Here is a 13,917-nt window from a genome sequence, read left to right on the forward strand (position 1 = left end):
GTCGAGATGGACCGGGGATTCCTCTTCCTCATGTCCGTCTCCGACGGATCCTCCCTCGCGGTACTCGCGCACCCCGAATGCGACATCGGCCTCGTAGGCTACGAGATGGCCCTCCTCGTGGACCGCGCCGGCAGCGTCCTCACCCCGGACCTCCGCGCGGAACTGCAGGGAAGCCTGCTCAACTAGCAGACAGGCAGTGCGTTTCGCGCCATCGCACCATAGGGTGCGGTGGCGCGGTTCCACAGGGAGTACTGCGTACTTGGAGTCGGAGGAGGAAACGTGACAACACCCGGAGGACATCCTTATGGCGGCGCGCAGCAGCAGCCGCAGGGTGGGCACGACCAGAACCGCTTCAACTTCCCCTCTGCTCCCAGCCGGCCCGTGCCGGAGCACAACCCCTACCAGCAGCAGCCGTACGGCCAGCCCCAGCAGCCGCAGCAGCCCCAGCAGATGCCCCCGCAGCCGCCTCCGCGTGCTGTGCGGGCGCCGCAGGCACCGAAGGCGCACAACCCGCTGGTGCGTCCGTACGCGATGACCGGCGGCCGTACGCGGCCGCGTTACCAGCTCGCCATCGAGGCGCTGGTCAGTACCACGGCCGATCCCGCGCGATTGCAAGGGCAGTTGCCCGAGCACCAGCGCATCTGCCGCCTGTGCCAGGAGATCAAATCCGTCGCGGAGATCTCGGCACTTCTCTCCATTCCTCTTGGTGTCGCCCGAATCCTCGTCGCCGACTTGGCGGAGGCGGGCCTTGTCGCCATTCATCAGCCCGGCGGCGACGAGTCTGCCGGCGGCCAGCCAGATGTGACACTGCTCGAAAGGGTGCTCAGTGGACTTCGCAAGCTCTAACGGCGGAGCGGCTCGCTCCACCACCTCCGCGAAGATCGTGGTGGCGGGCGGCTTCGGCGTGGGCAAGACCACGTTCGTCGGCGCGGTCTCCGAGATCAATCCGCTGCGCACCGAAGCCGTCATGACCAGCGCCTCCGCCGGAATCGACGACCTCACCCACACCGGGGACAAGACGACGACGACCGTCGCCATGGACTTCGGCCGCATCACCCTCGACCAGGACCTGATCCTGTACCTCTTCGGTACTCCGGGCCAGGACCGCTTCTGGTTCATGTGGGACGACCTGGTCCGCGGCGCCATCGGCGCCGTCGTGCTCGTGGACACGCGCCGCCTCGCCGACTGCTTCCCCGCCGTCGACTACTTCGAGAACAGCGGCCTGCCCTTCGTCATCGCCCTCAACGGCTTCGACGGGCACCAGCCTTACACCCCGGAGGAAGTCCGCGAGGCCCTGCAGATCGGCCCGGACGCCCCGATCATCACCACCGACGCCCGCCACCGCGCGGACGCCAAGAGCGCGCTCATCACGCTCGTCGAGCACGCCCTCATGGCGCGTCTGCGGTAGCGGACCCTGCTTCCGGAAGGCCCTCGCGTCCTGGGACGCGGGGGCCTTCGGCGTGTGCGGCCGGCGTACGCGGAGCAGGCGGCGTACGGCGTGTGCCGCCCGGGCGGGCGCATGGTGCATGACGCATGACAAAGGCCCCGCACCCTGGACGGGTGCGGGGCCTTCGGACGCTCGGGGAATCAGCCCTGCCAGCTGTGCGGGGCGCGGAAGCCCGGGGTGCGCTCCAGACGGCGCCAGCGGGCCTGGGAGCCCATGCGGTGGGTCGGGGCGGCCTCGGGGGCGGCGGCGGCGCGGGCGAGCAGGATCGCGGTGATCGCGGCCAGCTCCTCGGGCTCGGCGTTGCCCTTCTCGACGCGCAGCAGGGTGTCGGTGCGGCTCATCTGGTGGCAGGTCTCCTTCGCTCTACTGCGGCGGGTTGCCGTGCTTGCGGGACGGCAGATCGGCGTGCTTGTTGCGGAGCATCGCCAGGGCGCTGACGAGTACCTCGCGGGTCTCGGCGGGGTCGATGACGTCGTCGACGAGGCCGCGCTCGGCCGCGTAGTACGGGTGCATCAGTTCGGCCTTGTATTCCTTGACCATGCGGACGCGCATGGCCTCGGGGTCCTCGGCGTCCGCGATCTGCTTGCGGAAGATGACGTTGGCGGCGCCCTCGGCGCCCATCACGGCGATCTCGTTGGTGGGCCAGGCGTAGGTGAGGTCGGCGCCGATGGACTGGGAGTCCATGACGATGTACGCGCCGCCGTACGCCTTGCGCAGGATCAGCGAGATCCGCGGGACGGTGGCGTTGCAGTACGCGTACAGCAGCTTGGCGCCGTGGCGGATGATGCCGCCGTGCTCCTGGTCGACGCCCGGCAGGAACCCGGGGACGTCCAGCAGCGTGATGATCGGGATGTTGAAGGCGTCGCAGAGCTGGACGAAGCGCGCGGCCTTCTCGGAGGCGTGGATGTCCAGGACACCGGCGAGGTGGGCGGGCTGGTTGGCGACGATGCCGACGACCTGGCCGTCCATCCGGGCCAGCGCGCAGACGATGTTGCGGGCCCAGCGCTCGTGGATCTCCAGGAAGTCGCCCTCGTCGACGAGTTCCTCGATGACCTTGTGCATGTCGTACGGGCGGTTGCCGTCGGCGGGCACCAGGTCCAGCAGGACCTCGGAGCGGCGGTTCGCCGGGTCGCTCGTCTCGTGGACGGGCGGGTTCTCGCGGTTGTTGGAGGGCAGCATCGAGATGAGGTAGCGGACCTCGGAGATGCAGGTCTCCTCGTCGTCGTACGCGAAGTGCGCCACGCCCGAAGTCTCGGCGTGCACGTCCGCACCGCCCAGACCGTTCTGGGTGATCTCCTCGCCGGTCACCGCGCGGACCACGTCCGGCCCGGTGATGAACATCTGCGAGGTCTCTCGGACCATGAAGACGAAGTCCGTCAGCGCCGGGGAGTACGCGGCGCCGCCGGCGCAGGGGCCGAGCATGACCGAGATCTGCGGGATGACACCCGAGGCCTTGGTGTTGCGCTGGAAGATGCCGCCGTAGCCGGCGAGGGCGGACACGCCCTCCTGGATACGGGCGCCGGCGCCGTCGTTCAGGGAGACCAGCGGGGCACCGGCCGCGATGGCCATGTCCATGATCTTGTGGATCTTCGTCGCGTGGGCCTCGCCCAGTGCGCCGCCGAAGATGCGGAAGTCGTGCGCGTAGACGAAGACCGTGCGGCCCTCGACCGTGCCCCAGCCGGTGATGACACCGTCGGTGTAGGGCTTCTTGCCCTCCAGGCCGAAGCCCGTCGCCCGGTGCCGGCGCAGCTGCTCGACCTCCTTGAAGGAACCCTCGTCGAGCAGCAACGCGATCCGCTCGCGGGCGGTCAGCTTGCCCTTGGCGTGCTGGGTCTCGGTCGCCCGGTCACTGGGGCCGCGCCGCGCCTGCTCGCGCAGAGAGTGCAGCTCGGCCACGCGCCCACGGGCGTCCGTCGGCTCGCTCGGAGTCTGGTCCACAACGGTCATGTACCGACCTTACGAAGCGCGGGGTGAAAAACCTCCGTTGGTTCCACACAGTCTCGGAAGTCATCCGCTGTCCGGCCCGTACAGAAGCGTCGGGGGATGCAGGGACTCTGCCAGAGGGTGCCTTTGTCACTTGTGGACATCTCACAAAACACCGCGACACATCGCCGAGATGTTGAAATTTGAACGGAAGGGGTCTAGCGTCAGTATTGTTGAACTTTCAACAGACACTAGCTTGGACTACCGAGGAGGAAGCCATGGGTCTCTTCACCCGCCGCAGCCAGACCACCCCCGTCCAGCAGGGCTCCGCCGCCGTCGCCACGCTCGACGTGGACCCGGCCCTTGCCGCCCTCACGGGCGACTACGTCATCGACGCGGCCCACAGCAGCATCGGCTTCACCGTCCGCCACGCCATGGTCACCAACGTCCGCGGCACCTTCGCCGAGCACGAGGGCACCCTCCACCTGGACGGCGCCGACCCGGCGCGCTCCACCGCCGCCATCGACGTGAAGATCGCCTCCGTCGACACCGGTATCGCCGACCGCGACGGCCACCTGCGCAGCGCCGACTTCTTCGACGCCGAGGCCTTCCCCCTGATGACCTTCCGGTCCACCGGGGCCCGTCAGCTCGGCGGCGACCGGTACCGCGTCACCGGCGAGCTCACGATCAAGGACGTCACCCGTCCGCTCTCCATCGATCTGGAGTTCAACGGCTCCGCCACCGACGTCTACGGCAACGAGCGCGTCGGCTTCGAGGGCGCCGCCGAGATCCTGCGCTCCGACTGGGGCCTGACGTGGAACGCCGCCCTGGAGGCCGGCGGTGTGATGGTCAGCGACAAGGTGAAGCTGACCTTCGACATCTCTGCCATCAAGCAGGGCTGACCGGCGCTCCCGCGAACCCGGGGGGCGGCGGCCGGGACGGTCCTAGAAGCCGCCCCCGCCGTCGAAGCCACCACCGAAGTCCCCGCCGCCGCCGAAGTCCCCGCCGCCGAAATCGGACGGGTTGAAGTCGGCTCCGGAGACGTCCCCGCCCTCAAAGCCGCTGCCCGCGCCCCCGCCGAAGTCGGAGGCGTAGGCGGGAGTGGACATCATCGAACCGAGCATCGTGCCCATGAGCAGGCCGGGCAGGATGCCGCCGCCGAAGTAGCCGCCGGCCCAGGGGCCGTACGCCGGGCCGGCGTCGTAGTACGGCCGTGGCCCCTGCTCGGTGTCGACCTGGCGGACCGCGGGGTCCAGGCCGTCGCGCAGCCGTACGGCGTCCGCCGCGCAGACCGGGACCGTACGGGCCGCGCCGCCCGGCGGGGACCAGGTGGCGTCCTCGGTACTCGGCCCGTGCCGCGGGTCGAAGAAGCAGGGCGCACGGCGCTCGGGCAGCGGCTTCCCCTGACGGCGCGCGTCGAGGCAGGCCAGGGCGTACCGGCCGTCCTCCAGGGTCTGGGTCACGCCCTTGACCTCTTCGGGGCGCTCGACCGAGGCCATGATCTGCTTGGCCCTCTCGTACGCGTCGAGCCCCCGCTCGTAGTCCTTGCGCATGGCATCGTCCGCGCCTGGCTCGCCGGGGTGGAAGTCGAGGCGCTCCAGTTCTTCGCCGAAGGCCGTGATGTCCTCGTCGACGACCACGCCGAGGCGCGCGATCGCCTCGCGCCGGACTTCTTCCTTCTTCTTGCGGCTGTGGCGGACCAGCGCGTACGCGCCACCGCCGCCGACCGCGGCCACCACGCCGAGCGTGATCAGCCCGCCGACCGGGGCGCCGCTGCCGGTGTCGGCGCTGCCCCAGGAGGCGGGGGCGCCGCCCCTGGCCTGGGTCAGCGCCTGGTCCACGAAGTTGTTGAGCTGCGTGCCCGCGTCCACGGGGCCGCCGGTCTTCACGGCGTCGGCGAGGTTGCGTACGGCGTCGGGCGGCATGACCGCCCGGTCGGCCCGGGCGTCGAAGCCGTCACCGAGCCGGATCGCGTAGAGCCCGGTGATGCCGGTCTGGGCCCGGACGGCGCTCAGCACGTTCTCGGCGGGGAACTCGGCGGTGGCCGGCAGCACCGCGACGAACACGGGCTTCCCGGCATCCTTGATCTTCTGCGCGAGCGCCTCCGCCTGATCCTCCGGCAGCTGCGCCTCGGCGCGCGGATCGACGTAGACGGGGCCTTCCTTGAAGGCCTCCGCCACGGCAGCCGGTCCGGTGGCGGCCGTTGCCTGGGGGGCGCCCACGAGGGCGGTAGCCGACAGGCCGAGCAGCAGACCGGACAGTACGGATATCAGCCTGGTCCTCATACTCACGACGCTACCCGAAAACCGGCACTTTCCTGTGCGAGCAGGACATAAAACCCTGGGGCGCCCCTCGGCGGACCCGGCTACTCGGCCGGTTCCACGCCGGCGTGGAGGAGACCGTAGGTGTAGGCATCCTCCAAAGCCTGCCAGGACGCCGCGATCACGTTCGGGGCCACGCCGACCGTGGACCATTCGCGCACGCCGTCCGTCGTGGAGATCAGCACGCGTGTCGTGGACTCCGTGCCGTGCTTGCCCTCCAGGATGCGGACCTTGTAGTCGACCAGCTCGAACTTGGCCAGCTGCGGGTAGAAGCGCTCCAACCCGACCCGCAGGGCCCGGTCCAGCGCGTTGACCGGTCCGTTGCCCTCGGACGTCGCGACGATCCGCTCGCCCTTCGCCCACAGCTTGACCGTGGCCTCGTTGGCGTGGGTGCCGTCCGGGCGGTCCTCGACGATCGCGCGCCAGGACTCCGTACGGAAGTACCGGCGGGCGCGGCCCTCGACCTCGGCGCGGAGCAGCAGCTCGAAGGAGGCGTCGGCGGCCTCGTACGTGTAGCCCGAGAGCTCCCGCTCCTTGACGCGCTCCACGACCCGCGAGACCAGCGCGCGGTCCCCGCCGAGCTCGACGCCGAGCTCCTTGCCCTTGAGCTCGATGGAGGCGCGGCCGGCCATGTCGGAGACCAGCATCCGCATGGTGTTGCCGACCCGCTCGGGGTCGATGTGCTGGTACAGGTCCGGGTCGACCTTGATCGCCGAGGCGTGCAGGCCGGCCTTGTGCGCGAAGGCGGAGACGCCGACGTACGGCTGGTGCGTCGAGGGCGTGAGGTTGACGACCTCGGCGATGGCGTGCGAGATGCGGGTCATCTCGGCGAGCGCGCCCTCGGGGAGCACCTTGCGGCCGTACTTGATCTCCAGTGCGGCGACGACGGGGAAGAGGTTGGCGTTGCCGACGCGCTCGCCGTAGCCGTTCGCGGTGCACTGGACGTGCGTGGCGCCCGCGTCGACGGCGGCCAGCGTGTTGGCGACGGCGCAGCCGGTGTCGTCCTGGGCGTGGATGCCCAGGCGCGCTCCGGTGTCGGCGAGGACGGTCGCGACGGTGGCCGTCACCTGGGCGGGCAGCATGCCCCCGTTGGTGTCGCAGAGGATGACGACATCGGCGCCGGCCTCGTGGGCGGTGCGGACGACGGACTTCGCGTACTCCGGGTTGGCGCGGTAGCCGTCGAAGAAGTGCTCGCAGTCGACGAAGACGCGGCGGCCCTGGGAGACGAGGTGGGAGACGGTGTCCCGGACCATCTCCAGGTTCTCTTCGAGCGTGGTGCGCAGCGCGAGTTCGACATGGCGGTCGTGGGACTTGGCGACGAGCGTGATCACCGGTGCGCCGGACTCCAGCAGGGCCCGCACCTGCGGGTCCTCGGCGGCCGAGCCGCCCGCCCGCCGGGTCGCGCCGAAGGCGACCAGCTTGGCGTGCTTGAAGTCGATCTCGGTGCGGGCGCGGGCGAAGAACTCCGTGTCACGGGGGTTGGCGCCGGGCCATCCCCCCTCGATGAATCCGACTCCGAAGTCGTCCAGGTGCCGGGCGATCGTCAGCTTGTCGGCGACCGTGAGGTTGATGCCTTCGCGCTGGGCGCCGTCGCGCAGCGTCGTGTCGAAGACATGGAAGCTGTCGTCGAGGACCTCTGTCGTCGTCATGCTGATCTGACTCCTGTCGGATGAGTGGCTCCGGATACCCGGGATCCACTGCCCCCCATCATCGCGCGCCGTCCGGTCCCGGCAGGAGTGTGGCCGGGAAACGAAAAGACCTCTCGCGGGTGCGAGAGGTCTGCGCGCGGGTCGGGGGCACGATGCCCGCTGCCGCGAAGTTCTTCCACGGTTCAGCGGTCAGTGCGGACCGGCGCGCTGCTGCCGATAATCATGGGCTGAGCAAGCATGCCCGCAGTCTGCCATACCGCCTGCGGCGCGCGGACACGGATCTCAGCATGCGGGCACCCGCCCCCGCGGGTCCGGTGCGCGGTGGGTCAGGCGGGCGGCAGGGTGAGGGTGTCCTCCAGGAACTCCCGGACGTGTTCCAGGATGGCCGCCCGGTCCAGCGTCGGGAGACCCACGGCCAGCTGGATGCTGAATCCGTCGAGCAGGGCCCGGATGCGGGCCGCGACGCGGTCGGCGTCCACGGCGTGGAACTCCCCGCGCGAGATGCCCTCCGCGAGCAGCGCCACCAGGTCGCGGTGCCAGGCGCCCTCGATGGCCGCCTGCCGGTCGCGCTCGTCGGGGCCGGCGTTCTGCGAGCGGTTCCAGACCTCCAGCCACAGCGTCCAGTGCGGGTCCCGGGCGCCCTCGGGCACGTACAGGTCGACGTATGCCCGGAGCCGTTCGCGTACGGGGCCGCGCCGGGAGAGCAGGGCCCGGCGCTGGTCGCCGAGCGCCGCCTCGCTCCACTCCAGGGTCTGCAGCAGGAGCTCGTCCTTGCTGCCGAAGTAGTAGAGGAGGTGGCCGCTGCTCATGCCGACCTGCCGGCCCAGGCCGGCCATGGTGAGGCCTTCGAGGCCGCGCTCGGCGATCGTGGCCATGGCGGCGACGAGTACGTCCTCGCGCGGCGGCGCGTTCTTCCGCGCCGCGCGTACGCCGCCCTCCGCCATGGTCCCCACTCCTTCTCGGTCCGCCGTCGGTCCGGTCAGACCTTCGGCTGCTGTTGGGTGATGCAGTGAATGCCGCCGCCCCCGGCGAAAATCGTACGTGCGTCGACGAGGGTCACGGTCCGCTCGGGGAACAGTCCGCGGAAGATCTCCGCGGCCTCCTCGTCACGAGGGTCGTCGAAGGAGCACAGCACCACGCCGCCGTTGCACAGGTAGTGGTTGATGTACGAGTAGTCCACCCACTCCCCGTCCTCCTCCAGCACGGTCGGCGCCGGGATCTCCACGACCTCCAGCCGACGGCCCCGCGCGTCGGTGGACGCGCGCAGGATGGCGGCGATGGTCTTGCAGCGCTCGTGGTCCGGGTGGGCCGGGTCGGGCTGGGTGTGCACCATGACGACACCGGGGCGGGCGAAGGCGGCGACGATGTCGACGTGGCCCTGCGTGCCGTAGGTGCCGTAGTCGCCGGCCAGACCGTAGGGCAGCCAGATCGCCTTGGTGGTGCCGAGGTGGGCGTGGATCTCGGCCTCTACCTGCTGGCGGGTCCAGCCGGGGTTTCGGCCCTCGCCCAGCTGCACGGTGTCGGTGAGGAGCACGGTGCCCTCGCCGTCGACGTGGATGGCGCCGCCCTCGTTGACCAGCGGGGTGCTGTAGGTGGCCGAGCCGACGACGTCCGAGACATGACGGGCGATCTTCGAGTCGTGGTCCCAGCGCGCCCACTCCTGGGCGCCCCAGCCGTTGAAGGTCCAGTCCACGGCCGCCAGAGCGCCGGCGCCGTCGGTGACGAAGGTGGGGCCGATGTCCCGCATCCAGGCGTCGTCGAGCTCCTGCTCGACCAGCTCCACCTCGTCGCCGACGATGGCGCGGGCGCTGTCCGCGTCGCCGGGCGAGACCACGAGGGTCACGGGCTCGTACGCGCGGACCGCGCGGGCGACGGCCCCCCAGGCCTCGCGGGCCTCGGCGAGCTCCTGGTCGTTGGTGAAGGTCGGGTTGGGGCTGGGCCAGGCCATCCAGGTGCGCTCGTGGGGAGCCCACTCGGGGGGCATGGAGAATCCGTCGGCGGCGGGCTTGGTCATGGCAGACGTCCTTAGAGGCGGTGCTGGCTGAGAAGCTGTGCGGTCTGGGAGCTGTGCGGTTCTTGGAAGCGCGGCGGTCTTGGAGGCTGTCCGGTCTTGGAGGCCGTGCCGTCCTGAAGGCTGTGCCGTCCTGAAGGCTGTGCCGTCCTGAAGGCTCTGTCCTAAAGGAAGTACAGGCGGTTGAGGGTGACCGATTCGGCGGCTTCCGAGCGCAGCGGTTCCCCGTCGAGGGAGACGAGTCCGCTGCGCGCGTCCACATCGACCGCGCCCACCCGGGAGTTGAGGAGCAGCTCCTTGGGGCCGATCCCGCGGGTGCCGCGTACGGCGACGCGGCGTCGGCGCGTCGGCATCTCGTCGCTGCCGAGGGCAGCGGCGGCGGCCGAGACGAAGGCGACGGAGATGTCGGCCGCGGTGGCGCCGTACGAGCCGAACTGCGGGCCCAGGACGAGCGGTTCGCAGGTGTCGGTGGCGGCGTTGGGGTCGCCGGTGACCCCGTACGCCGGGAAGCCCGACTTGAGGACGAGCTGCGGCTTGGCGCCGAAGAACTGGGGGCGCCACAGCACGATGTCGGCGAGCTTGCCGACCTCGATGGAGCCGATCTCGTGCGCCAGCCCGTGGGCGATCGCCGGGTTGATGGTCAGCTTGGCCATGTAGCGCAGGACGCGGGCGTTGTCGTCGCCCTCGCCGTCGCCCGCCAGCGGGCCCAGCTCGCCCTTCATCTTGGCGGCCATGGCGAAGGTGCGGCGGATGGTCTCGCCCGCGCGGCCCATGCCCTGGGCGTCGGAGGAGGTGATGCCGATCGCACCCAGGTCGTGCAGCACGTCTTCGGCGCCCATGGTGCCCGCGCGGATCCGGTCGCGGGCCATGGCGGCGTCGCCCGGGAGGTCCGGCTTGAGGTCGTGGACGGAGACGATCATGCCGTAGTGCTCGGCGACCGCGTCCCGGCCGAAGGGCAGGGTGGGGTTGGTGGAGGAGCCGATGACGTTCGGCACACCCGCCATCTTGAGCACGTTGGGGACGTGGCCGCCGCCGCAGCCCTCGATGTGGAAGGCGTGGATGGTGCGGCCGTCCAGGACGCGGAGGGTGTCCTCCACGGAGAGGCACTCGTTGAGGCCGTCGCTGTGCAGGGCGACCTGTACGTCGTACTCCTCGGCCACCCGCAGGGCGGTGTCCAGGGCGCGGGTGTGCGCGCCCATGTCCTCGTGGACCTTGAAGCCCGAGGCGCCGCCTTCGGCGAGGGCCTCGACGAGCGGGGCGGCGTCCGAGGAGGAGCCTCGGGCGAGGAAGCCGATGTTGACGGGCCAGGCGTCGAAGGCGTTGAAGGCGTGCTTCAGCGCCCACGGCGAGTTGACGCCGACGCCCCAGACCGGGCCGAACTCCTGGCCGATGATCGTGGTGACGCCCGCGGCGAGCGAGGCCTCCATGATGCGCGGGGAGAGCAGGTGGACGTGGGTGTCCACGGCGCCGGCGGTGGCGATCAGGCCTTCGCCCGAGACGATGCTGGTGCCGGTCCCCACGACGACGTCGACGCCGTCGAGGGTGTCGGGGTTGCCGGCCCGGCCGATCGCGTGGATCCGCCCCTCGCGGATGCCGATGGAGACCTTCCGGATGCCGAGGACGGCGTCGATGACCAGCACGTTGCTGATGACGACGTCGCAGGTCTCGCGGACGGCGGCGGCCTTCAGGTGCAGGCCGTCGCGGGCGGTCTTGCCGAAGCCGGCCAGGAACTCGTCGCCGGGCTTCTGCGCGTCGGACTCGACGCGGACGGTGAGCCCGGAGTCGCCGAGCCGTACCCGGTCCCCGGCGCGGGGGCCGAAGACGGAGGCGTACTCGTGCGGGTCGATGTGCCGGCTGCCCGGCGCGCAGTGGTCGCTGTGCGGGGTCTGGCGGCTCATGCGGTGGTTCCTCCGGGGCGGTCGGTGCGCTCGGCCCCGGCGGCCGGCGATCCGGTACCGGGGGCATCTGCGGCGGGGGTGCCGGTACCCGGTGCCTCGGCATCCGGACCGGTGACGGCCGCGGCGGCCGTGGTGTGGGGTGCGGGGGCTACGGAGCCCGGGCCTGCGGGGCCCGGGTCTACGGAGCCCGGGTCCGCCGAGGCCGGGTCTGGGGCGCCGGGGTCTGCCGAGGCCGGGTCTGTGGCGCCGGGGTCCGCCGAGGCCGGGTCCGGTGAGGCGCCGAGGTAGCCGCAGGCGGCCGCGCGGCGCAGGGCCTCCTCCTTGGCTCCGGGGGCGTCCAGCGGGCCGTCGACCAGCCCCGCGAAGCCGATCGCGATGCGGTCGCCGCCGATGGGGACCAGCCCGACCTCGCCCTCGCCGTGCGGGTCGAACCGTACGGACGAGCCCGCCGGCACGCACAGTCGCATCCCGTAGGCCGCGGCGCGGTCGAAGTCCAGGCGCGGGTTGGCCTCGAAGAAGTGGAAGTGGGAGGTGACGCTCACGGGCACGGCGGCGGTGTTGCGCACGTGCAGGTGGAGGACCGGTTCCGGCTGGGGGACGCCGGGGCCGGGCACGACCGCACCCGGGGCGTCGTCACCCAGCGACACGGCGCCCTGAATGGGGGACGAGACCACGGCGAGGCGGGATCCGTCGTCGAAGACGGCCTCCACGTGTACCTCGGTGACCACGTCGGCCACGCCGGGCAGGACGTCGCCGGGGCCCAGTACGCCGCGGGCCTCCTCGATGGCCTCCGCCAGTCGCCTGCCGTCGCGCGCGGCCTCGCAGACCGTGTCCGCGATCAGCGCGGTGGCCTCCGGGACGTTGAGTTTCAGGCCACGGGCCCGCCGGGCCCTGGCCAGTTCCGCAGCGCTGCGCAGCAACAGCCGGTCGCGCTCCGTAGGGGTCAGCCGCACGCCGATCCACCACCTTTTGAGTCGATGGGTTAGAGCATCACTCTAACTCTTCATTTCCTTGCACGGAATCATTGACCGGAGACCAGGGCTTAGGTCACATTGAGTGTCGCTCAAAGATTAGCTCTGCACCCCCGCCGCCCTGCCAAGGGAGTCCCCCCATGCCCATCGAACAGCGCGGAGTCGACACCATCCCGGAAGAGGAGCGGACGAGCGGTCCCCGTGACCTGATCTCGATCCTGCTCGGCTCCAACCTCTGTCTCGGCGTCATCGTCTTCGGCTGGCTGCCCCCGTCCTTCGGACTGGGCCTGTGGCCCTCGGTCACCGCCATCGTGGTCGGCACCCTCGTCGGTATCGCCTTCACCGCGCCGCTCGCGCTGGTTTCCCTGCGTACCGCGACCAATCTCTCCACCTCCAGCGGCGCCCAGTTCGGCGTCCGGGGCCGCCTCGTCGGCTCGGTGGTCGGCCTGCTGCTCTCCCTCGGCTACACCGCGCTGACGCTGTGGATCGGCGGCGACGTGATGGTCGCCACCCTCTCCCGGCTCACCGGGCTGCCGGACACGGGTGTCTCGCGGGCCGTGATGTACGGGGTCCTGGCCGCCGCCACCGTCGTCGCGGCCGTCTTCGGCTACCGGCTGCTGCTGCGCATGAGCAAGATCCTCTCCGTCGGCATGGTGGTTCTGCTGGCCGTCGGCGTCTTCGCCTACTCCGGGGACTTCACCACCGCCGCCCCGCCGGACACGGCGTACCTGCTCGGCTCCTTCTGGCCGACCTGGCTCCTGGCCGCCGTCGCCGCCGGCCTCAGCGGCCCCGTCGCCTTCATCACGCTGCTCGGCGACTACACCCGCTACGTCTCCCCCCGCAAGCACAGCTCCCGCAAGGTGCTCGCGGCCACCGGTCTCGGCCTGCTCCTCGGCCTGCTGATCCCGCAGCTGTTCGGCACCTACACCGCGCTCGCCGCCCGGGCCGGCGCCGACTACGCCGGCCCGCTGGTCGAGGCGGCGCCGTTCTGGTACCTGGTGCCGCTGCTCGCCGCCGCCGCGGCCGGCTCGGTGGGCAACGCCGGCCTGATGCTCTACTCGATGGGCCTGGACCTCGACGCGATCGTCCCGAAGGCGACGCGCACCAGCGCCACCGTGATCGCCGCGGCCGTCGCCACCGCCTTCGTCTTCTTCGGCTCCTTCTCGTGGGACGTGCAGTCCGCGATGACCTCCTTCGTCCTGCTGCTGACCGCGATCGGCACCCCGTGGGCCGTGATCACCCTCATCGGCTACGTGCGCTGCCGCGGACAGTACGACGCCGACGCCCTCCAGGTCTTCAACCGCCGCTCGGTGGGCGGGATCTACTGGTACCGCCGCGGCTGGAACCCGGCCGCCACCGCCTCCTGGGTGATCGGCGCCGGGGTCGGCCTGTTTGCCGTGTCCACGCCCTTCTACGCGGGCCCGCTGCTCGCCCTCACCGGCGGCGTGGACTGCTCCTTCGTCCTCTCCGGCCTGGCCGGCGGGCTGGTCTACGCGGCGCTGACCGCCCGCACCGCCCCCGCCCCGTCCCCGGTCCCCTCCCCCGTGGCCGCCGCCGAGGAGCCCGCGGCCGCGTAAGGCTCCTCGCGGCCCCGTACGTACGAAGGCCCGCGCCCCGGATTCGGGGCGCGGGCCTTCGGACGTAATGGGCAGGGGAACGCGGGGGGGGGGACGGGGGGGGGGGGCTACCCGCCGGGG

At 71.3% G+C, this 13,917-nt stretch carries 12 protein-coding genes and 1 pseudogene; 5 read left to right on the forward strand and 8 right to left on the reverse strand.

All coding sequences use genetic code 11. The annotated features are described in order from the left end of the window. From ABZX75_RS33090 to ABZX75_RS33100, 3 genes and pseudogenes are all read left to right on the forward strand, one after another. Positions 1–186, forward strand: a pseudogene (locus ABZX75_RS33090) (roadblock/LC7 domain-containing protein); the annotation flags it as partial. Between the two features lie 93 nt (positions 187–279). Continuing rightward, positions 280–846, forward strand: coding sequence for a DUF742 domain-containing protein (locus tag ABZX75_RS33095; protein WP_355417570.1), 567 nt, complete (start codon positions 280–282; stop codon positions 844–846). Continuing rightward, complete coding sequence (locus ABZX75_RS33100; protein ID WP_037792108.1) at positions 827–1,408, forward strand: ATP/GTP-binding protein; 582 nt, start codon at positions 827–829, stop codon at positions 1,406–1,408. The genes ABZX75_RS33095 and ABZX75_RS33100 overlap by 20 nt, the downstream gene beginning before the upstream one ends. Before the next feature lie 179 nt (positions 1,409–1,587). Here ABZX75_RS33100 and ABZX75_RS33105 read toward each other — a convergent pair whose 3' ends face one another. Continuing rightward, positions 1,588–1,788, reverse strand: a complete 201-nt coding sequence (locus ABZX75_RS33105; protein WP_355417573.1) for an acyl-CoA carboxylase subunit epsilon — start codon at positions 1,786–1,788, stop codon at positions 1,588–1,590. 22 nt (positions 1,789–1,810) lie between these two features. Then, positions 1,811–3,394, reverse strand: a complete 1,584-nt coding sequence (locus ABZX75_RS33110; protein WP_355417576.1) for an acyl-CoA carboxylase subunit beta — start codon at positions 3,392–3,394, stop codon at positions 1,811–1,813. A 254-nt stretch (positions 3,395–3,648) separates the two neighbouring features. Here ABZX75_RS33110 and ABZX75_RS33115 point away from each other — a divergent pair, with 254 nt between their 5' ends. Beyond that, a complete protein-coding gene (locus ABZX75_RS33115; RefSeq protein WP_355417579.1) occupies positions 3,649–4,272 on the forward strand; it encodes a YceI family protein in 624 nt (207 codons plus the stop codon). 42 nt (positions 4,273–4,314) lie between these two features. On the opposite strand, the gene ABZX75_RS33120 is transcribed toward ABZX75_RS33115, so the two are convergent. The 6 genes from ABZX75_RS33120 to ureA form a co-directional block, all read right to left on the reverse strand. Beyond that, positions 4,315–5,655 carry a hypothetical protein gene (locus tag ABZX75_RS33120; RefSeq protein ID WP_355417582.1) on the reverse strand — a complete coding sequence of 447 codons (1,341 nt, stop codon included), beginning with the start codon at positions 5,653–5,655 and terminating at the stop codon, positions 4,315–4,317. Between the two features lie 80 nt (positions 5,656–5,735). Next, complete coding sequence (cimA, locus tag ABZX75_RS33125; RefSeq protein ID WP_355417585.1) at positions 5,736–7,340, reverse strand: citramalate synthase; 1,605 nt, start codon at positions 7,338–7,340, stop codon at positions 5,736–5,738. A 326-nt stretch (positions 7,341–7,666) separates the two neighbouring features. Then, entirely contained in the window at positions 7,667–8,284 is a 618-nt protein-coding gene (locus ABZX75_RS33130; RefSeq protein ID WP_355417588.1) for a TetR/AcrR family transcriptional regulator, read from the reverse strand. A gap of 35 nt (positions 8,285–8,319) precedes the next feature. Continuing rightward, positions 8,320–9,354, reverse strand: coding sequence for an agmatine deiminase family protein (locus ABZX75_RS33135; RefSeq protein WP_355417591.1), 1,035 nt, complete (start codon positions 9,352–9,354; stop codon positions 8,320–8,322). A 161-nt stretch (positions 9,355–9,515) separates the two neighbouring features. Then, positions 9,516–11,249, reverse strand: a complete 1,734-nt coding sequence (locus tag ABZX75_RS33140) for an urease subunit alpha (protein WP_355417594.1) — start codon at positions 11,247–11,249, stop codon at positions 9,516–9,518. Beyond that, entirely contained in the window at positions 11,246–12,202 is a 957-nt protein-coding gene (gene ureA, locus ABZX75_RS33145) for an urease subunit gamma (protein WP_355417597.1), read from the reverse strand. Before ureA ends, ABZX75_RS33140 begins: the two co-directional genes overlap by 4 nt. Positions 12,203–12,360: 158 nt before the next feature. On the opposite strand from ureA, the gene ABZX75_RS33150 reads away from it, so the two are divergent. Beyond that, positions 12,361–13,797: a cytosine permease gene (locus ABZX75_RS33150; protein WP_355417600.1), complete on the forward strand. Its 1,437-nt coding sequence runs from the start codon at positions 12,361–12,363 to the stop codon at positions 13,795–13,797. Positions 13,798–13,917 lie beyond the last annotated feature (120 nt).

This window comes from Streptomyces sp. NPDC003038 (assembly GCF_040611115.1).
Taxonomy (GTDB): Bacteria; Actinomycetota; Actinomycetes; order Streptomycetales; family Streptomycetaceae; genus Streptomyces.